Here is a 19,317-nt window from a genome sequence, read left to right as displayed (position 1 = left end):
ACATTCGCTGCTACATCGAGAGTTCCTTGGCCTTGTTCATCATCTGCACGCCGTGCACCAGGGCGGCGCCGCCCTTGATGGCCGCGGCTACGTGGACGGCTTCCATCATCTGGGCTTCGTCGGCGCCCTTTTGCAGCGAGTCCACGGTGTAGGCGTCGATGCAGTAGGGGCACTGCACGGCGTGGGCCACGGCCAGGGCAATAAGGGACTTTTCGCGCTCCGAGAGGGCGCCTTCCTTGAAGACCTCGCCGTAGTAATCGAAGAACTTGCGGCCCATTTCGGCCTGCCAGTCGGTGATGTTGCCGAACTTGGCCAGGTCGGCGGGGTTGTAGTAGGTGCTCTTTTCCATAGTGGGGTCAACAAACGTAGCCGCGCCGGGTTCGGATTGGCGGCCGGGGTGAAAAGTAGACGGGGCCAGCTACGCCAGCCGGCGCACCCGGATGTGCACGTGCTCCCCGTCTTCGCGAGTGGTGGGCGTCACCTCGATGCGGTCGGCCTCGTCGAAGTAAGTGGCCAGGCCGCGCACGATGCCCACGGCCAGCGCGCCCATGCGCCGCTTCGACACGTACTCCACCACCACTTCGTCGGGGGCCACGCGGCGCACGTCGAGCACCGGCGGGGCGTTGTCCTCGTGCTCCTCGCGCACGCGCTTGTGCATCACGTGCTCGGTGTGCTCCAGCATTTCCAGGGTGCGCCAGCCGGGGTCCATGAGCTTCTGGTACATATACAGCAGGTCGGGCACAAGGTACTCGCCGAATTTTTCCTGCAGCTCGGCGGCCGGAATGCCGGTCATTTCGGCCGCGTGGCCCACCAGGGCGTACATGTGCTCGTCGGGGTACACGTGCTTGTGGTCGAAGTCGAGGCCGCTGATGCCGGCCGCTTCGACGAGGCGGATCCAGGTGCTGTGGTCGTACTGCGTCTGCACGTAGCGCTTAAGCAGAGTAAAAATGGTGCCGTGCATGAAGGAGTAGAAAGCTCAAAAGTCTGGATAAAACACAATACAAACGCACAAATCGTCCCGGGCGTTGGCGGAAATATCGGGTGGCCGGGGGCGGTTCGCCCTGCGTGGCTCCGCCGGCCGCCGCGGCTGCGGCCGGATTTGCCGCTACCTTGGCGCCTCAACCCTCCCGACGCTATGCCCCACTCCTACTCCCGCCTGCTGGGCCTGCTGCTCGTGGCCGGCGCGCTGGGCACCGCTGCCTGCCAGCGCGACTCCAACCAAGACACGGCCCAGGCCTCGCCCACTGACATCGGCTTCGACCGCTACAAGGCGCGGTTCATCGACTCGCTCTGGTACTACAACCCCGGCTGGGCGTCCTCGCAGGGCTTTCACAAGTACGACGCGGTGCTCGTCCTCCCGACGGCCGGGCGCCGGCAGGTGGAAAACGCCGCCGCTGCCCGCGGCCTGCGGGAGCTGCGCGGCTTCGCCTTCGACAGTCTCTCGCCCAACAACCAGACCGATTACCTGCTGATGGTGAACCAGCTGCGCTCCACGCGCTGGTACAACGACACGCTGCGCAGCTGGCAGTGGGACCCGAGCCAGTACAACCTCAGCACCCCGGTGGCCGAAATCCTCAACGGGCGCTACCAGCCGCTGGCCATGCGCCTGCGCAGCATTTCGGCCAAAATCAACCGGGTGGCCGAGTACTACGAAGCGGCCAAAGCCAACCTGCAGAACCCCACCCGGGAGCACCTGGAGCTGGCCATCCTGCAGAACCGCGGCGGCCTCGACGTGTTCGGCCCGGCCCTGCTCGACTCGGTGAGCCGCGCCGCGCTGCCCGCCCGCGAAAAGGACGAGCTGCGCGCCCGCATCGAAACCACCCGCCAGGTGATGCAGGAATACGTGCGCTTCCTCGACAAGGAGCTGCGGCCCCAGGCCCGGCGCAGTTTCCGCATCGGCAAGGAGTTGTTTGATCAGAAGTTCCGCTACGACATCGTGGCCAACGCCTCGGCCGACGAGGTGTACCAGCGCGCCCAGCGCCACAAGCAGGAGCTGCTGCAGGACATGGCCCGGCGCGCCACCCGCCTCTGGCCGAAGTACTTCGCCGCGCAGCCAATGCCGGCCGACACGCTCACCCGCATCCGCCTGGTGATTCAGAAGCTCTCGGAGAAGCACGCCACGCAGGCCGGCTTCGTCGACGCGGTGCGCCAGCAGATTCCGGTGCTGGTCAAGTTCGTCGACGACAAAAAGCTGCTGACCCAGGACCCGACCAAGCCGCTGGTAGTGCGCGAAACGCCCTTGTACATGCGCGGCTCGGGCGCCGGTGCCTCGGTTTCGGCCCCCGGGCCCTACGACAAGGGCGCCGACACCTACTACAACGTGGAGCCCTTGGACGGGCAGCCCGCCGCCCAGGCCGAAAGCTATTTGCGCGAGTACAACCAGTACACCCTGCAGATTCTGAACATCCACGAGGCCATTCCGGGCCACTACACCCAGCTGGTGTACGCCAACCGCTCGCCCAGCATCGTGAAGGCCGTGCTCGGCAACGGGGCCATGATTGAGGGCTGGGCCGTGTACGCCGAGCGCATGATGCTGGAAAGCGGCTACGCCGGCGGCTCCGACGAAATCTGGCTGATGTGGGACAAGTGGAACATGCGCGTGACGCTCAACACCATCCTCGACCACCTCGTGCAGACGGGCCGGATTACCGAGCCCGAAACCGTGCAGCTGCTCATGCGCGACGGGTTTCAGGAGGAAGCCGAAGCCCGCAACAAGTGGCGCCGCGCCACCCTGAGCCAGGTGCAGCTCAGCTCCTACTTCACCGGCTACAGCGAAATCATGGCCCTGCGCGACGAGCTGAAAAAGCGCGACGGCAAGGCCTTCGACCTGAAGAACTTCAACGAGCAGTTTCTGAGCTACGGCAGCGCCCCGGTGAAGTACATCCGCCAGCTGATGCTGCGCTGAGCGGCCTTTCCCCCTTGCCGGCGCGCCGGGCTCCGCTGAGCGGAGCCCGGCGCTTTGCTGTCCGTCGGGGGCGCGGCTGGCGGCTGTCCCAATTTGAGCCAAAAGCGGCCCCAATCCGTACAACGGCCGACACACCTTCTCCACCGCGTTTAACCCAGCCTGCCGCAATGAAAGAAGCCGACCGCCAGCGCGTGTATGATACCGACGATGAGGGCCTGCGCCACTACACCCACGACCACCTGAAAGTTTTTGCCAAGTTCACCTCCGAAAACTGCGCTACCTGTGAGCTGCTGGCCCCGCCCTTCGCCAAGTTTGCCGACGACGCGCAGTACCAGCCCATCCTCTTCCTGCGCCTGAACTCCGACGAAAACCCGGTGGCCAAAAAGCTGATGCAGGAGCGCGTGGCCCCGTTTTTCGTGAGCTACTGCCAGGGCCAGCTGCTGGAGTGTGACTCCCTCACCACCGAAGAAGCCGTGCGCGGCATGCTCGACCGCCTGCGCGCCTTCGCACCCCACACGCGCTAGCTGCTGACTGGTAGTTGGTAGTTGGTAGTTGGTAGTTGGTAGTTGCCTAACTAATACTCCATCAACTGGTTGCATCGAATCGACTCAAAATCCGTGTAACCAGGAAAATTCGCAGTAATCCGTGGTTTAGTTTTGCGGCAGTGTTTTTTCTGCTCTCCAAGCTCCTCGATTTTCTGCTGCTGCCGGCCCTGTGGCTGTTGGGGCTGCTGCTGGCCGCCCTGCTCACCCGCCGCCCGGCCCGGCGCCGCACCCTGCTGCTGGCGGCGCTGCTGCTGCTCGTCATCGGCACCAACAACGCCCTCGTCAACGAAGCCCTGCTGGCCTGGGAGCTGCCCCCGGTGCGCCTCGCCCAGCTCCGCCCCCGCTCCGACGCGGGCGTGCTGCTCACCGGCATCGGCGACGGGCGCAAGTCGCCGCACGACCGGGTGTACCTGGGCCGCGGCGCCGACCGCCTCACCAACGCCCTGTGGCTGTACCGCGCCGGGCGCATCCGGCGCATCATTATCTCGGGCGGCTCGGGGCTGCTCGAAGGCGCCCGGGGGCGCACCGAGGCCCGCGAGTTGTACGTGCTGCTGCGCTTGGCCCACGTGCCCGCCCGCGCCATCTTGTTGGAGGAGCGCAGCCGCAACACCCGCGAAAACGCGCTGTATACCAAGGAGCTACTGGCCCGGCACCCCGACATCAAGTCGCTGGTGCTCATTACCTCGGCCTTTCACCAGCGCCGCGCCCTGGGCTGCTTCCGCCGCGCGGGCCTGCAGCCGACGCCCTTCCCCGCCGGCTTCGTCACCACCGACCGCCGCCTCTCGCCCGATTACTGGCTGGTGCCCGACGCCGACGCGCTGAGTCGCTGGAGCCTGCTGCTGCACGAAATCAGCGGCTACGTGGTGTACCGGGTGCTGGGCTACGCGTGAGGTGGTGAGGTGGTGAAATGATGAGGTGGTGAGTTTAACGTTCAGGCGGTGCGGTGCGGCGCATGGAGTGCCTATAGCGCCAGCAGAACGACACTCACCACTTCACCATTTCACCACCTCACCTCTCCATCCACACCGACTTCTGGTTGACAAACTCGCGGATGCCCAAATAGCTCAGCTCCCGGCCGTAGCCCGACTTCTTCACCCCGCCAAAGGGCATTTCGGGCGAGGATTTCACCAGCGCATTCACGAACACCGCCCCGGCCTCGACGCGCCGGGCCAGCGCCTCGCCGCGCCGCGCGTCCTGGGTCCACACCGAAGCGCCCAGGCCGAAGCGCGAGTCGTTGGCCAGCCGCACGGCGTCGTCGGCGTCCTTGGCTTCGAGCACCAGCGCTACGGGCCCGAAAAACTCTTCGCTGTAGGCCCGCTGCCCGGGCTTCACGTTCGAGAGGATCATGGGGCGGAACAGGGCCGTGCCGGGCTCCGACTGCCCGCCGAACAGCTCCACCTTGGCGCCGGCCCGCACCGAGTCGTTGACCTGCTCGGTCAGCTCGTCGGCCAGGTCGGGGCGGGCCAGGGGGCCGTACTGGGTGGTTTCCAGCAGCGGGTCGCCGGTGCGCAGGGCCAGCAGGTGGGTTTTCAGCTGGTTGATAAACTCCCGGAGCACCGGTTTTTCCACGATGAAGCGCTTGGCGGCAATGCAGCTCTGCCCGGCGTTGATCATGCGGGCCTGGGCAGCGGTTTTGGCGGCCAGCGCCAGGTTGGCGTCGGCCAGCACGATAAAGGCGTCGGAGCCGCCCAGTTCCAGCACGGTTTTCTTGATCTGGGCGCCGGCTGTGGCCGCCACCTGCGCCCCGGCCGGCTCCGAGCCCGTCAGCGTGACGGCCCGCACCCGGTCGTCCTCGATGAGCTTGCCCACCAGGTCGGAGCCGATGAGCAGGGTGCGGAAGGTGGCCGGCGGAAAGCCCGCGTCGTGGAAAATCTTCTCAAGAGCCAGGGCGCACTGCGGCACGTTGGAGGCATGCTTGAGCAGCCCCACGTTGCCGGCCATCAGGGCGGGCGCGGCGAAGCGCACCACCTGCCAGAAGGGGAAGTTCCAGGGCATCACGGCCAGCACCACGCCCAGCGGCTCGTGGCTGATAAAGCTGCGGCGGGCCTCGGTCTTGATTTCTTCGTCGGCCAGAAAGGCTGCGGCGTGCTCGGCGTAGTACTCGCAGCAGAGGGCGCACTTCTGGGCTTCGGCCCGGCCGTCCACCACGGGTTTGCCCATTTCCAGGGCCATGAGGCGGGCCAGCTCGTCGGCCCGTTCGCGCAGCAAGGCCGCCGCGCGGCGCATCAGGCGGGCGCGCTCGGCAAACGAGGTGAGCCGCCACTGGGCGGCGGCGCGGTGGCTCCCGGCCAGGATCCGCTCGACCTTGGACCAGGCAAACGGGCGAAAACGGCGCAGCACGCGGCCGGTGTAAGGATTGTAAGACTCGATGGGCATGAGCGAAAGTGCAAAATGACGGGCAACGACGGGCCGGGAAGTACGTACGCAGAGGGCGCCCGGACGCTACGTATAACTGGTTTCCGCGGCCGCAGGTTGGCTGGTGCTGCTTTGCCGTCTGCGTTTTGTCCTTACTTTTGACCGCCCCCGCCCGCGTTCCACACCACTTCCAGCGGTGGCTTATTCATTCCCACACGTGACCAGTTTGCTACCCGAGTCGCCCCCCGCCGCCGAACAGCAGCTCGTAGCCCGGCTGCGCGCCCAGGACGAGTCCGCCATGACCGAGTTCTACGACAAGTACTCGGCGGCCCTCTACGGCGTAATCCTGCGCATCGTGCGCCGCGAGGAAGAAGCCGAAGACGTGCTGCAGGAAGCCATGGTGAAAATCTGGCATTCGTTTCAGAGCTACGACGCGTCGAAAGGGCGCCTGTTTACGTGGGTTTTGAACGTGTGTAGAAATTTAGCCATCGACAAAATCCGCTCGCGGCAGTACCGCGTAAGTTCTCACAGTCAGCCACTGGACGAGAGTCCTGCCGAGCGCCAACCCGCCGTCGATTCCTTCCGGCCCGAGCACATCGGGCTGCAGGAACTCACGCGCCGATTGAACCCTGAGCAGCGCCAAATTGTCGACTTGCTGTATTTCGAAGGCTACACCCAAAGCGAGGTAGCCGACGAGCTGAATATGCCCTTAGGTACAGTGAAAACCCGCGCCCGCGCCGCCATCAAAGTCCTCTCCACCCTGATCCGATAACCTGCTGTGAACATCGAGGAATACATCGAATCGGGTCAACTAGAGCTGTACGCGCTGCAGCAGCTTTCCCCGGCCGAAGCGGCCGAGGTCGAGCGGCTGGCGGCCGAGCACCCGCCCATCCGGGCCGAACTCATCAGCGTGCAGCGGGCCCTGGGCCTCTACGCCGAAGCCCACGCCCTGACCCCGCCCGCCGGCCTGCGCGAGCGGGTACTCAGCGGCTTTCAGCAGGCTATCCAGCCGCAGTCCGCCGCCGAACCCGCCACCCCGACCGAACCGGCCGCTCCTTACATAGCGCCCGCCGCCCCGCACTACGAAGCGGCCCCGGCCGAAACCGTCGTCCGCACCCTGCCCGCCGCCGAAGCCGGCAGCGGCTTCCGCTGGCTGGCCATTGCGGCCTCGGTGGCGCTGCTGCTGAGCCTGGGCGCCAACTGGCTGTTCTACAGCCGCTGGCAGCAATCGGAAAACCAGCTGGTGCTGGCCCAGGCTAAGGAGCAGCTTTACGCCGCCGCCACCCAGGCCGTGGAAAAGCGCCTAGCCACCCGCACCGAGGAGCTGGGCATTCTGCGCGACGAGCAGTTCCGTATGGTGGTGATGACCGGTACGCCCCAGGCCCCCGGCGCCCGCGCCCGGGTGATGTACAATCCCGTCAGCCGCCGCGTGTACGTGGACGTGAAGAACCTGCCCGCCGCCCCCAGCGGCAAGCAGTACCAGCTGTGGGCCCTCGACAAGGGCAAACCCGTCGACGCCGGCATGCTGGCCCAGACTACGGCCGTCGGCGACAGTCTGCAGCGCATGAAGGACGTGGCCAGTGCCCAGGCCTTTGCCGTGACCCTGGAAGACGCCGGCGGCCACCCCACGCCTACCATGGCCGCCCTCACGGTAATGGGCCAGATGCTCTAACTGCTTTTTCCCTAATGCCGAATGCCCAAAGCCGGGTCGCTGACGTCAGCGGCCCGGCTTTTTTTGCGAGCAGTAGCGCGGGCTTTAGCCCGCGTCCACCAGTTCCCACCCGTTCTGCCACAACCGTGCGGATGGGCGCGGGCAGAACCGGGGGAAGGCATCAGCCAAGCCCGCGCTGCACCAGGCTCAGTGCTGAGCAGTTTCGCCTTGCAACGTCGCCGCGTGCTGCACCAACTGCCGGAACTCGGCGCGGGAGCCGTCGGCATCGGGGCCGCTGGCACTGCTGACCAGCTCCTGGGTGCTGGCCCAGCTGGCCGTGCCCCGGTGCTGCGAGCCGCGCAGCAGCAGCCCGAATTGCGCCACGGCGGCGGCCCAGCGCAGGTTGTCGGAGGCCCGGGCACTGGGCTCGTCGAACCGGGCGCCGCGCACGGGCAGCGTCAGCAGGCGGCTGGGGCTGCCCTGCGGCTCCTGGTAGCGCAGCTTCACGGTGAGCAGCTCCGGGCTGCTGCCGGCATCGGTGGCGGAGGTAGCCTGGTACTTCAGCGGGTCGACGGCGGGAGCCGCGGCGGCCGTGGGCGCATCAGCGGGCACGATTTCGTAGAGGGCCGTCACTTGCTGGCCGGCGCCCAGCTCGCCGGCGTCTTTGCGGTCATCGTTGAAATCCTCGGCGGCGAGCAGGCGGTTTTCGTAGCCCAGCAGGCGGTACTCGCGCACCCGGGCGGGGTTGAATTCCACCTGCACTTTCACGTCCTTGGCCAGCGCGAACAAGGTGCCGCCGAACTGCTGCACCAGCACCCGCCGGGCCTCGCCCAGCTGGTCGATGTAGGCGTAGTTGCCGTTGCCCTTGTCGGCCAGCAGCTCCATCTTGGCGTCCTGCACGTTGCCCTGGCCGAAGCCCAGCACCGAGAGAAACACGCCCGATGCGCGCTCCTGCGTGATGAGCCGCTCCATGTCGGCGTCGCTCTGCTCGCCCACGTTGAAGTCGCCGTCGGTGGCCAGGATGACGCGGTTGTTGCCGCCGGGCCGCCGGTGCTGCTGCGCCACTTCGTAGGCCAGGCGCAGCCCTTCGCCGCCGGCCGTGGAGCCGCCGGCTTCCAGCTGGTCGAGGGCGCGCAGGATGGTTTCCCGCTCGGTGCCCGAGGTGGGCGGCAGCACCAGCCCGGCGGCGCCGGCATACACCACAATGCTCACGTAATCCTGGGGCCGCAGCCGCTCGCGCACCAGCAGCCGCAACGACTCTTTCAGCAGCGGCAGCTTGTCCGGGTCGTTCATCGAGCCCGACACGTCGAGCAGAAACACCAGATTGGCCGGCGGCAGGTTTTCGGAGGCTACCTCCTTGCCCTGCACCCCCACCAGCACCAGCCGGTGGGCCGGGTTCCAGGGACAGGCAGCCACTTCGGCGTTCAGCGAGGCGGGGCCGCTCCGGGGCTGCGGGTATTGGTAAGGAAAGTAGTTCACCAGCTCCTCCAGCCGCACCGCGTCGGGCGGGGGCAATTGCCGGTTCTGCAGCAGAAAGCGGCGCACGTTGGCGTAGCTGGCCCGGTCTACGTCGATGGCAAAGGTGCTGAGCGGGTTGCGCCGGGCCTCCAGAAACGGGTTTTCGTGAACGACGGCGTAATTCTCGCGGCTGGCCGGGGCCGGGTCGGCCGCGCCGGGAAAGGCGGGCTCGGCACTGGCGTCGGCCGCGGCCTCCCGGCCCAGCCCGTAGGCGGGCTCCAGCTCTTTTTGGTCTTCGGTAGAGTATTGCTGGCTGCAGGCCGACAATAGCGCAGCCGCCAGCAGCAGCCCCCGCAGGGGCCGCAAGCGGTTAAGTGTCATGGCAGGAAAGTCTTGGTGGAATGAAATGCGGCCCTGGCTCTGGCGCACCAGCTACCCGCCCCGCCGCAATTCGCGACCTGCGTGGGGCGGCGCTGCGGCCGGGGTTTTCTTCGCGACGAAAACCAGCGACGGCAGCACCGGCGCGGCCGGCGGCGCAAAAGCTGCCGGCCCGAGGGTGAAGCACCCGGCGCCAGCGGCGCCGGGGTCCTTTACATACCGAGGAGGCGGGGAAAGTAACCCGAAGGCAGCTCGATTCCTGCTACTAAATGGCATTCCCGTTGAATCGACGCGCACGGGGCGGAAGAGCTGGGAAACAGCGGGCTAGAGTAGGACCAAGATTGGTTTTTGGGCACCGGAATTATCGGCCCTGGGCTATAATTCAGTGCAGGCACTGATGCCTGGCAAGTCTGTTACCGCCTATTTGTAGCGCCGAGCAGTTTCGGCACTCCTTGTCCTATGTTCCTTCTGCACATGCGCCCCCTTCCCTATCGGTTTACTGGCCCGCTGCTCGCCGCCCTGCTGTGGCTCCTCCCGGTGGCCCTCAGCATCGGTCAGGTGCAAAGCAACGCCGGCTATAGCTTACAGGTAATACCCGACAAGGTAGTCAGCGCTAGTGTCAGCACCAGTTCCGCTTCAGCCGGTACACGCGAAGCACTTATCAGCCAGTTTGAAGCCGCTGCTAATAAAACCACCTTCCGCACCGCCCGCGTGGGTTTTGACCGGCAGCGTAAGTATGGGGTCCTCACCGACGGGGACTTCAGCAAAGCAGTGGGCAAGGATGGCGTAGCCCCCACTACCGGCTCACTGGGTCTGAATTACGCGGTGTTCCTCCCCGTAACCTATGGCCGCCGCTACCTGATTGCACCGGCCGGCAGCCCCGAAGAGGCGGAGCCCACCCAGCAGATTCTCTTTGAGGAAGAGCCCGAGCGCATGGTGCCGTGGTTTAGCCTCAACCTGCTGTTTTCCCTGGGTAGCCGGGGCGACACCCTCGTGGTACAGCCCGATACGCTGAACCCCGGTCAGATGCTCAACCAGCGGGAGTTTGGCCAAAGCCTGCTGCTGCCCGGTAGCGCGGCTGCCAGCACGCTGCGCTCCGCCACTATTTCGGGCCGCTGGTACCCATTCAGCTGGTGGGTTCGGCACGCGCAGCTGGTCCCCCTGAGCTTCAGCGGCGACCTGAGCGTGGCCACCACGCGCTGGGCCGCCGCTACCCGCCGCATGAGCGAGGTAAACATTGTCAGCGCCAACGCCAGGGCGTATTACACCCTGTTCGATGTGCCAGCCAAAGACGACAATGACTTTGCTATGCGTGCCGATGCATTTGCGGGCCTCACGTACCGTTCGCTCAACGGCGACATCCGCGAAGAAGGGCCGCTGTTAACCCAAATCCTGAGCCAGTCCGACAAACACCGGTTTCTTGGCTATGATGTAGGAGGGCAGGTGGCCGTCAACGCATTCCGGGCCACGGCTACATACAGCACCTTCGGCGGCCACGTCAAAGGCTTTTCCCACGGCCAGTTCATCTTCAGCGTGGGCTTCAGCAGTGCCTTCCGCTTCAGCAAGTCCAGCCGCACCCGCTGAGGCCGTCTTAGCGGGGTCCCTATCATTTCCTTCTGCGTTGCTCCTATGACACCAACTTTACCCAAACGCCAGCTCCTTCTCCTGGCCCTTTGTGCCCTCACCCTACCGGCCCTGGCCCAAAAAGCGGAATCCATTGCTCCCGACAACAGCATCCTGGATCAACGCGCCCAAAACGAAGAATTGCTCTTCCGCTCCCTCAACTACGCCGCCCTGAGCTATGGTAGCCCGCCCTATGCGGACTGGGGGGCTCCCAAAGCGCCTTACATCCTCTCCGCCGATATCATTCCGCAATTTGCCATTGGTGGCAAAAGGCTGCCCTTTGCCCTTCACTTCACTCCGCGTTTTAAGGCCCGAATCTTCCGCGACGACGAGCTAGCCGGCGACTCTTCTTTGCCAGTACGCACTCCCAGCTACATGCCTGGCGCCACGCTTTACTTTAAGAACAATGCCCTGAACGCCGGCCAGCCCTTGTTCTACAAGTTTGCCAGCGTCTCGGTATTCCACCACTCCAATGGGCAGGATGGCAACTCCCTGAACCCCGATGGCCGCTTCAACCAATACAATGGCAGCTTTTCCACCAACTTCGCTGAGGTGGCGGTATACCTCTCGCATAAGTATAACTACGTACCGGAGCCCGCTTTTACCTGCGACAATAATCTGCGCGGCCATACCGATTTCTTTGCCCGCCTTGGTTTCGAAAAGCATTTCGCGACCGATGTCAACCTGATTGGCCGGTACGGCCAAAACCGCCTTAACGCGCAGGTAGGCTGGATTCGCAACGGCGCCTACCGTTATTGGCTCAATACCAGGCCTAATCCCACCATTTCTGAGTGTTACCTGTTGGAGCGCCACCGCTTTGTTGCCTCCGTTTCCGTTGTTGCCGATACCCGGCTACCCGATTTAAACGGCCGCATGAACAAGCTGCACCGACGCGTCAACGCCGAACTGATGTATGCCCGCCGCTTGCCGGTGTCAGCCAACGTTGCCTTCCAAGCGAGCGGCGGCTATTACGGCACCGATCCATACAACGCCTATTTTGAAGACGCTTATTTCTACGCTCGCCTGGGCTTGGCTTTTGGTTTCTTCACGTCTACTACCTACCGCGACACTCCTACTCGATAAGTAGCGTTTGTCCCCATACGGGCTGTTGCTCGCTGCGCCTCCCCGCAACATTCAGTGCCACCACGGATGCGCCGGCTTCCCGCAAGCCCTACCCTTACCGCACCGCAACTACCCGCCATAGCGAGTAGCGGCGTCCACTTCTTTTCACCTATCAATTCTCTCTTCCGCTATCATGGCTAAAGCCACCAATGCCCTCACCAAAGGCCTCTCCGGCAAAGTTTCCGGCCTGGTCTTCCGCCAACACGCCAACGGCACGGTCAGCGTCGGCGACGCGCCCCGCCCCAGCACCAAAGCCCCCGGCGCCGACACCCTGGCCCGCCGCCAGCGCTTCCAGCAAGCCGCCTTTTACGGCCGCTCCGTTCAACAAGACCCCGCCCTCAAAGCCGCCTACGAAACCGGCATCACCGCCGACTCCACCAGCGCCTACACCGTCGCCGTCACCGATTTCCTTAACGCGCCCGACATCCAGGGTATTGACTTTCGCAGCTATCATGGCCGCGTTGGCGACGTTATTATCATCCAGGCCACCGACGACTTTGGCATTACCGACGTCCACGTTCGCATCCAGAACTCCGACGGCTCTCTGGTGGAAGAAGGAACTGCTACCCCCGACCCCGACGGCTATACCTTTCGCTACACGGCTACCGCCGCCAACGCCTCCCTCGGCGGTGACAAAATCATCGTTACCGTGGCCGACCGCCCCGGCAACCACACCAGCGAAGAAGCCCCCCTGTAGGCGGCTTCATCCTCCGAAAAGTTCTACCTGCCCGAACCGTTCAGCCCGGGCCTTGTCCGAGAGAAGTCTATGAGAAGTCCCCGGCTTCGACGATTTGCCTCCTTCTGAACGCTCAAAAAAGTACTACTCTACGAACTCCTCCGTCTCACGACGGAGGAGTTTTTTATTCCGATCCGCTGCGGCTGCGAACCTACTTGGCAGCTTTTGGCTCCCCAGCTACCCCGCCTCATGTGTTGAGCCGCCCTATTCAGCCCGCGCCTCCCCTCCCTATATTGCACCCCTCTCCTGTTTATCCCATGCGCCTCGCTACCCCGCCCCTTGTTTCCACCCTGCTGCTGACCGGCGCCCTGGCCGCCTGCTTCCAGCGCAGCGCCGACGAAGCCCGCCAAGCCCCTACCGCTGCCCCCGGCGCCGAGGCCGTGGTGCTGCAAGCCGGCAAGACCGTCACCGAAGACTTCGAAACCGGCAGCAAGGGCTCCTACGCCGCCGCCGAAGAAACCCTGCCCTCCGGCCGCTGGCTGCTCGACGACGCCCTGATCGGCAGCAGCGAGCAGGACCACCGCCGCGGCCAGAAGGCCCTGCGCCTGCGCGGCAAGGGCCGCGCCCAAATGCGCTTCGACCTGCCCGCCGGCGCCGGCCGGGTGCGCGTCTTCCACGCCAGCTACGGCAAGGACGGCGCCGTGCGCTGGCAGCTGTGGGGCTCTGCCGACCGCGGCCGCAGCTGGCAGCCCGTGGGCAGCGAAATCAAGGTGGAGGGCGCCGGCCTGCCCGCCACCATCGTGGTGAACCGCCCCGGCCCGCTGCGCCTGGAAATCCGCAAGCTCGATGGCGGCGACGACCGGCTGAACCTCGACGACTTTTCCGTGGAGCCCTACCAGGGCGGCACCCCGCCCGCCGTGGCCGGCAACGGCGCCAAAACGCCCACCGCCGCGGCCCCCAAATCGTCAGGCGCCCCCTCTCCGCCGGACCGAGGGCTGGGGGGCGAGACCCGCCCGCAGGGCCCGGCGGGGCAGGATGACCCGCTCGGCCTCGGCAACCCCAGCGGCGCCACCGGCAGGCCTGATAAGTCGCCCAATAACTACCTGATGGTGAAGCCTCAGTACACGCTGAGCTACTCCCGCGACCGGGGCACGCCCAACTGGGTGGCGTGGCACCTGAGCCGGGCCTGGCTGGGCTCGGCCCCGCGCCAGGACGACTTCCGCCCCGACCCGGCCCTGCCCCGGGGCTGGTATCAGGTTACGCCCCGCTCCTACTCCGGCTCGGGCTTCGACCGGGGCCACAACTGCCCCTCCGCCGACCGCAGCCTGACGCTGGACGACAATTCGGCCACCTTCCTGATGACCAACATGATTCCGCAGGCGCCCATGAACAACCAGCGCACCTGGAATCACCTCGAAGACTACTCGCGCGACCTGGTGCAGGCCGGCCACGAAGTGTACGTGCTGATGGGCAGCTACGGCCGCGGCGGCACCGGCTCCAGCGGCCTCGTCCAAACCCTCGACAACGGCCACGTGACCGTGCCCAAGCGCGTGTGGAAAGTGCTGGTGGTGCTGCCCAACGGCGCCGGCGACCTGCAGCGCATTGCCGGCGGCCAGGCCCGCCTCATTGCCATCGACACGCCCAACGACAACAGCGTGGACCCCGACTGGGCCAAGTACCGCACCTCCGTCGACGCCATCGAAGCCGCCACCGGCCTCGACCTGCTCAGCCTGCTGCCCGTCGAAACCCAGGCCCAGCTGGAAGCCCGCGTCGACGCCGGCCCTACGCGCTGACGGCCGGCCCTTGCAGCAACACGCCCGCCCCGACATTGCCGGGGCGGGCGTGTTGCTGCAAGGGCCGGGCAGCGGCTTATTCCGGGGTGCCGCTCTCGAAGCCGTCGGTCAGGGCCTGCTTTTCGGCGGGGCTCAGGCTGCGGTTGGTGGCGCCCGCGTAAAGGGCGCAGGCCCGCTCGGCCGATGCGACGCCCAGGGCTTTCACGCGCAGCCCCCAGAGCACCAAGGCGTATTCGCGCTTGCTGTACATACTGCCGTTGTGCAGAAACACCGTCTGCTTCTTAGTCGCCAGCATTTTGTCGAAGTCCAGCTCGCTGCCCTTGGTCGTGGTAGCGGTGCGCACATACGCTTCGACGTTGGGAGCGGCCGGCGCCGGGACTACCGGCCCGCCGGAGGCGGTGGCCAGTACTGGCTGGGTGGGGGCGGCCTGGGCCCAGGCCCCGTGGCTTACAAGGGCGGCCAGCAGCACGCCAAATACCTGCTTGAACATAATGCGGGGGGTAATAAGTGGGTAGAACATGCCAGCCTGTAACGTAAAACACCTGCTGCGCGTGCATTATTCCGTCAATAATTATACCTAACTGAGCAAGTCGCGGTGACGCCGCGCTCGTACGCACCCCCAGCCGACAGTGTGCGGGGCCTCCGGGCGCGCGGGCCGCCAAGCCGCCGGACACAGTCAGGCCCCGGCCCGCCAGCAAGCTGGCAAACCGGGGCCTGGCGCGGTTCCGCAGCAACCCAAATCAGGTTTCGACGAGCGTGGTTTTGAAGCCGGCCAGCTTGCCGCTGCTGGTTTTGCCCAGGGCGTAGGCCTCCAGCTGCGGGCCTGAGCCCACGCGGTACACTTGCACGTCCTCCAGCTCCTGCTTCAGGAACATCTGCAGGGCTTTGTAGCGGTTGGCCAGGTCCACATTGCCGAGCACGCCGTCGTCGGCGGTGTGGTTGCGCAGAAAATGCGTCAGCTCCTGCACCTGCACGGGCGTGTCGGCGGGTTGGTTGAGCAGCTTCAGCAGCTCCTTGCTGTCCAGCGCCCCGCTCGGGGCCTGGTAGCTTACCACCGTCAGCGGCGCATCCGATTCGCTGACGAAGTACAGGCCTTCGGTGAGTTGGCGCAGCTGATCGAGCGCGGCGTCGGCGGGGCCGGCGTCCCTGGCGTCGTTGGAAGCGGCGGTTTCGCGCGCGGCTTTGCTTTCCAGGGGCTTTTCGGCCGTTTTGGCGGCCGGACTGCCGTCGGCGCCGGGCACCTTAGCGGCAATGGCGGCGGCTAGCTCCTGCATGCGCTCCTCCGCCACCTTGATTTTGGGGTTGGCAAAGTTCATATCCGCCACCTGCTTCATCGGAATCAGGTGAATGTGCGCGTGCGGTACCTCCAGCCCGATTACGGCCACCCCGATGCGCTTGCAGGGCACGGCGGCTTTCACCCCTTTGGCCACGCGCTGGGCAAACTGGTGCAGCGCCGCCAGCTCGGCTGGGGGCAGGTCGAAGATGTAATCAACTTCCTTTTTCGGAATGACCAGCGTGTGGCCCTCCACCAGCGGCGTGATGTCGAGAAAGGCCAGGTGATGCTCGTCTTCCGCCACTTTGTAGGCGGGCAGCTCACCCGCCACGATGCGGGAAAAGATGGAAGGCATGCGGTGAAGTGGTGAGGTGGTGAAAGGGTGAGTACCGTTCCGATGGCACCCAGACGACCCGGTTGGGCCGGTCGTCAAAGTACGGGGCAAAACGCAAAAGGGCGAAGCCACAGCTCCGCCCTTTTTACAATGTCGCAGGAGAGCAGTAATGGTCAACTCACCAGTTCACTACTCACCATCTCCCCGCCTACCGACTGATTTCCAGGATTTCGAACTGCAGCTTGCCGGCGGGCACGGTGATTTCGGCCACGTCGCCGGCCGACTTGCCTAGCAGGCCCTTGCCGATGGGCGACTTCACCGAGATTTTGCCGGCGGCCAGGTTGGCTTCTTCCTCGGCCACCAGGGTGTAGTCGAGCACCATGTTGTTCTTCAGGTTTTTCAGCTTCACCTTGCTCATGATGAGCACCTTGCTGTTGTCCAGGTTGCTGTCGTCGAGGATGCGGGCGTTGCCGATGATTTCTTCGAGCTTGGAGATTTTCAGCTCCAGGTGGCCCTGCGACTCCTTGGCCGCGTCGTACTCGGCGTTTTCGCTCAGGTCACCTTTGTCGCGGGCTTCGGCCAGCTGGCGGGCTGCCTCGGCCCGACCGCGGATTTTAAGATCCTGCAGTTCGTCCTTCAGCTTCTGCAAGCCTTCGGCGGTATAATAGTTGACGGCCATGACGAAGTAGGGTGTGGTGGGTCAATCAGGTAAAAAAACAAGGAGAACGGCCGGCGCTGCCGGCCGTTCTCCCGAACAGGCATCAGCAAATATAGGCAATCAGGCCCACAGTACGCAAGCCCAACCGGGCAGCCCCGCCCGGCGCGGGCACCCCGGCTGGCGGCGCCGGGCGCCGGTTTGGCCGCCGGGCGGCGTAACCGGCGCCCGGTATCAGGCAGGCGTTCAGCCTGCTTCCGCTTGCCGCCCCCCGACGCGAACTGGCAGCTCCACGCCGGTTGCAAACCGGCTTTATTTCCAGTGGCGGCTAACCCCGCGCCAGCTTAGGCCGGCTCGCGCAGTAGCGCCCCAATTTTCTGGGCCAGCACCTCGTTGATGCGCTGGTAGGACTCGTGCGTCCAGCCGCCCACGTGCGGGGTCAATACCACGTTGGCGGCCGTGCGAAGGTACTCGAAGCGGGCACGCTGCTCGGGCTTGAGGCCGCTCAGCCGCTCGTTGTCGAGCACGTCGAGGGCCGCGCCGCGCAGCTTGCCTTCGCGCAGCAGCGGCACCAGGGCCGCGTGGTCGAGCACTTCGCCGCGGGCCGTGTTGAGCAGCCAGAGCCGGTGGCGGAAGCCGCGCAGCAGCGCCTCGTTGACGAAGCCGTGGTTTTCGGGCGAGTACGGAATGTGGATGCTGAGCACGTCGCAGCGCTGCTGCAGCTCCGCCAGGCTCACCAGCGGCAGGTAGTCGGTAGCGGGAACGGCCGGGTCGTGGTCGTAGCCGAGCACGGTGCAGCCAAAGCCGCGCAGGCAGCGGGCAAAGCTGCGCCCCATGTGGCCCGCCCCGATGATGCCCACGGTGCGGGCCTGCAGCTCGTAGCCGCGGTTGGCCTCGCGCTGCCACTCGCCGCGGCGCACCTCCGCGTCGGCGGCGGCCACTTTGCGCAGCAGGGCCAGCAAGGTGCCCACCGCAAATTCGCCCACGGCCTGGGCGTTGCCCTCGGGGGCATTCACCAGCGCCACGCCGGCCGCCTCCAGGGCCCCCACGTCGATGTTGTCGACGCCGGCGCCGGCGCGGGCCACGAAGCGCAGGCGCGGGCCGTGGCGCAGCAGCTCGGCCGTCACGCGCACCTTGGAGCGCACGATCAAGCCGTCGTAGGGTCGCTTGGCCAGCGCGGCGGGCACTTCGGCCGGCAGCAAATCGGGTTCGTAGTCAATCTGCACGCCCGCTTCGCGCATCAGCGTCTTCAGCGAGGGGTGCATTTCGTCGACAACGAGGCAGCAGTTCATAGGATTAAGCTTACTTAAAAAGGCCCCACGGCGCGCAACGAGGTGTCGCCGGTAGCTCGTAACAAGTTCTGGCTGACCTCGGCCCGCGTCCAGGGTCCCAGCCGCCCCGCCGTGGCGGCGGCTTCCGTGGCAGCGCTCAGGGGAAAGAGAAAGTACACGTCGGTGCTGGCGCGGGCCACCAGAAACTGTCGGCCGAGGCGGGTGTCGTACACGCGCCCCAGCAGTGGCGGGCCATATGGATGATTTTCGTCCGCGTACCAGTGCAGCGCCACGCCGTCATCGTAGTTGGCGGTGTAGTAATGTCCGCTCAGCTGGGTGATGTTGTCTTCATCGAGCCACTGAACCAAGGCAAAGCAGCCAGCTACCGTGACCAGGATTGCAATCAGGAACCGGCGAAACCAAGTCACCCCCATCTTTAGTCGAGGTTACCCCTGCTTGCGGTGCGCGGCCACCTGCTGGGTCAGGCCGATGAAGTCCTGCACGCTGAGCTGCTCGGCGCGCTTGTCGAAGAGGGGCTCGGTCATGGCCTCGGCGGGCATGCCCAGGGGCTTGAGGCAGTTGCGCAGCGTCTTGCGGCGGGTGCTGAAAGCCTGTTTGACCACCTGGAAGAACAGCTTCTCGTCGCAGTCGAGGCGCTCCACCCTATTGCGGGTGAGGCGCAGCACGGCGCTCTGCACCTTGGGCGGCGGCACAAACACGTGCGGGGGCACGGTGAAGAGGTATTCGGTGTCGTAGAAGGCCTGGACCAGCACGCTCAGGATGCCGTAGACCTTGGAGCCGGGGCCGGCGGCAATGCGCTCGGCCACTTCCTTCTGGATCATGCCCACGCACTCGCGCACCTGCTGGCGGTGTTCCAGCACCTTGAAATAAATCTGGGTGCTGATGTTGTAGGGGAAGTTGCCGATAACGGCCAGCGGCGCGTTATCGAACAGCTTGCCCAGGTCCTGCTTCAGAAAGTCGGCCGACAGAATGCGGTCCTGCAAAGCCGGGAAGTGCACTTTCAGGTAGGCCACCGAGTCCCGGTCGATTTCGATAACGGTGGTTTCGTACGCGTCCTGGCGCTCCAGCAGGAACTGCGTCAGCACGCCCATGCCGGGGCCCACCTCCAGCACGTGGCGCACGCCGTCGGGCAGGCGCAGGCTTTCGGCGATGTCGCGGGAAATATTGAGGTCGGCCAGAAAGTGCTGGCCCAGGTGCTTCTTCGGGGTGACGCGTTCCACGGGCGGGGGCGCAAAGGACGACTTCGCGCGTTGGATT

19 protein-coding genes are annotated in these 19,317 nt (G+C 65.4%); 9 read left to right on the top strand and 10 right to left on the bottom strand.

Annotated features, from left to right (window positions below; genetic code table 11):
• Nucleotides 1–10 precede the first annotated feature (10 nt).
• A complete protein-coding gene (locus DLM85_RS02465) occupies nt 11–349 on the bottom strand; it encodes an arsenosugar biosynthesis-associated peroxidase-like protein (protein ID WP_111476473.1) in 339 nt (112 codons plus the stop codon).
• 69 nt (nt 350–418) lie between these two features.
• On the bottom strand, nt 419–961 hold the full coding sequence (locus DLM85_RS02460; RefSeq protein ID WP_111476472.1) for a heme NO-binding domain-containing protein: 543 nt from the start codon (nt 959–961) through the stop codon (nt 419–421).
• 174 nt (nt 962–1,135) lie between these two features.
• On the opposite strand from DLM85_RS02460, the gene DLM85_RS02455 reads away from it, so the two are divergent.
• The 3 genes from DLM85_RS02455 to DLM85_RS02445 all read left to right on the top strand — a co-directional run bounded on the left by DLM85_RS02455 (nt 1,136) and on the right by DLM85_RS02445 (nt 4,340).
• Nucleotides 1,136–2,905 (top strand): DUF885 domain-containing protein, encoded by a 1,770-nt coding sequence (locus DLM85_RS02455; protein ID WP_111476471.1) that lies wholly within the window; start codon nt 1,136–1,138, stop codon nt 2,903–2,905.
• A 167-nt stretch (nt 2,906–3,072) separates the two neighbouring features.
• A complete protein-coding gene (locus DLM85_RS02450) occupies nt 3,073–3,429 on the top strand; it encodes a thioredoxin family protein (RefSeq protein ID WP_111476470.1) in 357 nt (118 codons plus the stop codon).
• A gap of 140 nt (nt 3,430–3,569) precedes the next feature.
• A complete protein-coding gene (locus tag DLM85_RS02445) occupies nt 3,570–4,340 on the top strand; it encodes a YdcF family protein (RefSeq protein WP_111476469.1) in 771 nt (256 codons plus the stop codon).
• A 118-nt stretch (nt 4,341–4,458) separates the two neighbouring features.
• Here DLM85_RS02445 and DLM85_RS02440 read toward each other — a convergent pair whose 3' ends face one another.
• Entirely contained in the window at nt 4,459–5,826 is a 1,368-nt protein-coding gene (locus DLM85_RS02440; RefSeq protein ID WP_111476468.1) for an NAD-dependent succinate-semialdehyde dehydrogenase, read from the bottom strand.
• Nucleotides 5,827–6,022: 196 nt separating this feature from the next.
• Here DLM85_RS02440 and DLM85_RS02435 point away from each other — a divergent pair, with 196 nt between their 5' ends.
• Both DLM85_RS02435 and DLM85_RS02430 read left to right on the top strand, forming a co-directional pair.
• Nucleotides 6,023–6,577 carry an RNA polymerase sigma factor gene (locus tag DLM85_RS02435; protein WP_243635849.1) on the top strand — a complete coding sequence of 185 codons (555 nt, stop codon included), beginning with the start codon at nt 6,023–6,025 and terminating at the stop codon, nt 6,575–6,577.
• Nucleotides 6,578–6,583: 6 nt separating this feature from the next.
• Nucleotides 6,584–7,477 carry an anti-sigma factor gene (locus DLM85_RS02430; RefSeq protein ID WP_111476467.1) on the top strand — a complete coding sequence of 298 codons (894 nt, stop codon included), beginning with the start codon at nt 6,584–6,586 and terminating at the stop codon, nt 7,475–7,477.
• 186 nt (nt 7,478–7,663) lie between these two features.
• Here the strand turns inward: DLM85_RS02430 and DLM85_RS02425 are convergent, their stop codons facing one another.
• Nucleotides 7,664–9,295, bottom strand: a complete 1,632-nt coding sequence (locus tag DLM85_RS02425; protein WP_111476466.1) for a vWA domain-containing protein — start codon at nt 9,293–9,295, stop codon at nt 7,664–7,666.
• A 471-nt stretch (nt 9,296–9,766) separates the two neighbouring features.
• Here DLM85_RS02425 and DLM85_RS02420 point away from each other — a divergent pair, with 471 nt between their 5' ends.
• From DLM85_RS02420 to DLM85_RS25885, 4 genes are all read left to right on the top strand, one after another.
• Nucleotides 9,767–10,876 carry a hypothetical protein gene (locus DLM85_RS02420; RefSeq protein ID WP_133256848.1) on the top strand — a complete coding sequence of 370 codons (1,110 nt, stop codon included), beginning with the start codon at nt 9,767–9,769 and terminating at the stop codon, nt 10,874–10,876.
• Between the two features lie 45 nt (nt 10,877–10,921).
• Nucleotides 10,922–11,998 carry a hypothetical protein gene (locus DLM85_RS02415; protein ID WP_111476464.1) on the top strand — a complete coding sequence of 359 codons (1,077 nt, stop codon included), beginning with the start codon at nt 10,922–10,924 and terminating at the stop codon, nt 11,996–11,998.
• A 172-nt stretch (nt 11,999–12,170) separates the two neighbouring features.
• Complete coding sequence (locus tag DLM85_RS02410) at nt 12,171–12,734, top strand: hypothetical protein (protein ID WP_111476463.1); 564 nt, start codon at nt 12,171–12,173, stop codon at nt 12,732–12,734.
• A 296-nt stretch (nt 12,735–13,030) separates the two neighbouring features.
• On the top strand, nt 13,031–14,506 hold the full coding sequence (locus DLM85_RS25885) for a DNA/RNA non-specific endonuclease (RefSeq protein ID WP_111476462.1): 1,476 nt from the start codon (nt 13,031–13,033) through the stop codon (nt 14,504–14,506).
• 76 nt (nt 14,507–14,582) lie between these two features.
• On the opposite strand, the gene DLM85_RS02400 is transcribed toward DLM85_RS25885, so the two are convergent.
• The 6 genes from DLM85_RS02400 to rsmA form a co-directional block, all read right to left on the bottom strand.
• Nucleotides 14,583–14,996 (bottom strand): hypothetical protein, encoded by a 414-nt coding sequence (locus DLM85_RS02400; protein WP_133256847.1) that lies wholly within the window; start codon nt 14,994–14,996, stop codon nt 14,583–14,585.
• Between the two features lie 250 nt (nt 14,997–15,246).
• Entirely contained in the window at nt 15,247–16,134 is an 888-nt protein-coding gene (locus tag DLM85_RS26270) for a nuclease A inhibitor family protein (protein ID WP_165821980.1), read from the bottom strand.
• A 187-nt stretch (nt 16,135–16,321) separates the two neighbouring features.
• Nucleotides 16,322–16,792 carry a transcription elongation factor GreA gene (gene greA, locus DLM85_RS02390; RefSeq protein ID WP_111476460.1) on the bottom strand — a complete coding sequence of 157 codons (471 nt, stop codon included), beginning with the start codon at nt 16,790–16,792 and terminating at the stop codon, nt 16,322–16,324.
• Between the two features lie 320 nt (nt 16,793–17,112).
• Nucleotides 17,113–18,060, bottom strand: coding sequence for an NAD(P)-dependent oxidoreductase (locus tag DLM85_RS02385; RefSeq protein ID WP_111476459.1), 948 nt, complete (start codon nt 18,058–18,060; stop codon nt 17,113–17,115).
• Between the two features lie 14 nt (nt 18,061–18,074).
• The gene (locus DLM85_RS02380; RefSeq protein ID WP_111476458.1) at nt 18,075–18,407 is read right to left on the bottom strand and encodes a hypothetical protein; all 333 of its coding nucleotides are present in this window, start codon (nt 18,405–18,407) and stop codon (nt 18,075–18,077) included.
• 78 nt (nt 18,408–18,485) lie between these two features.
• A complete protein-coding gene (gene rsmA, locus DLM85_RS02375; protein WP_111476457.1) occupies nt 18,486–19,280 on the bottom strand; it encodes a 16S rRNA (adenine(1518)-N(6)/adenine(1519)-N(6))-dimethyltransferase RsmA in 795 nt (264 codons plus the stop codon).
• Between the last annotated feature and the right edge of the window lie 37 nt (nt 19,281–19,317).

The sequence above is a fragment of the Hymenobacter edaphi genome (assembly GCF_003258365.1).
GTDB lineage: Bacteria > Bacteroidota > Bacteroidia > Cytophagales > Hymenobacteraceae > Solirubrum > Solirubrum edaphi.
Note: the sequence above shows the minus strand (reverse complement) of the source record. Positions and strands in the feature narration are given on the sequence as shown.

Excerpts from the sequence above, each read along its gene's own strand:
- DLM85_RS02465 (WP_111476473.1), bottom strand. The coding sequence starts at position 349 with ATGGAAAAGAGCACCTACTACAACCCCGCCGACCTGGCCAAGTTCGGC.
- DLM85_RS02460 (WP_111476472.1), bottom strand. The coding sequence starts at position 961 with ATGCACGGCACCATTTTTACTCTGCTTAAGCGCTACGTGCAGACGCAG.
- DLM85_RS02455 (WP_111476471.1), top strand. The coding sequence starts at position 1,136 with ATGCCCCACTCCTACTCCCGCCTGCTGGGCCTGCTGCTCGTGGCCGGC.
- DLM85_RS02450 (WP_111476470.1), top strand. The coding sequence starts at position 3,073 with ATGAAAGAAGCCGACCGCCAGCGCGTGTATGATACCGACGATGAGGGC.
- DLM85_RS02440 (WP_111476468.1), bottom strand. The coding sequence starts at position 5,826 with ATGCCCATCGAGTCTTACAATCCTTACACCGGCCGCGTGCTGCGCCGT.
- DLM85_RS02425 (WP_111476466.1), bottom strand. The coding sequence starts at position 9,295 with ATGACACTTAACCGCTTGCGGCCCCTGCGGGGGCTGCTGCTGGCGGCT.
- DLM85_RS02420 (WP_133256848.1), top strand. The coding sequence starts at position 9,767 with ATGCGCCCCCTTCCCTATCGGTTTACTGGCCCGCTGCTCGCCGCCCTG.
- DLM85_RS02415 (WP_111476464.1), top strand. The coding sequence starts at position 10,922 with ATGACACCAACTTTACCCAAACGCCAGCTCCTTCTCCTGGCCCTTTGT.
- DLM85_RS02410 (WP_111476463.1), top strand. The coding sequence starts at position 12,171 with ATGGCTAAAGCCACCAATGCCCTCACCAAAGGCCTCTCCGGCAAAGTT.
- DLM85_RS25885 (WP_111476462.1), top strand. The coding sequence starts at position 13,031 with ATGCGCCTCGCTACCCCGCCCCTTGTTTCCACCCTGCTGCTGACCGGC.
- DLM85_RS02400 (WP_133256847.1), bottom strand. The coding sequence starts at position 14,996 with ATGTTCAAGCAGGTATTTGGCGTGCTGCTGGCCGCCCTTGTAAGCCAC.
- DLM85_RS26270 (WP_165821980.1), bottom strand. The coding sequence starts at position 16,134 with ATGCCTTCCATCTTTTCCCGCATCGTGGCGGGTGAGCTGCCCGCCTAC.
- greA (WP_111476460.1), bottom strand. The coding sequence starts at position 16,792 with ATGGCCGTCAACTATTATACCGCCGAAGGCTTGCAGAAGCTGAAGGAC.
- DLM85_RS02385 (WP_111476459.1), bottom strand. The coding sequence starts at position 18,060 with ATGAACTGCTGCCTCGTTGTCGACGAAATGCACCCCTCGCTGAAGACG.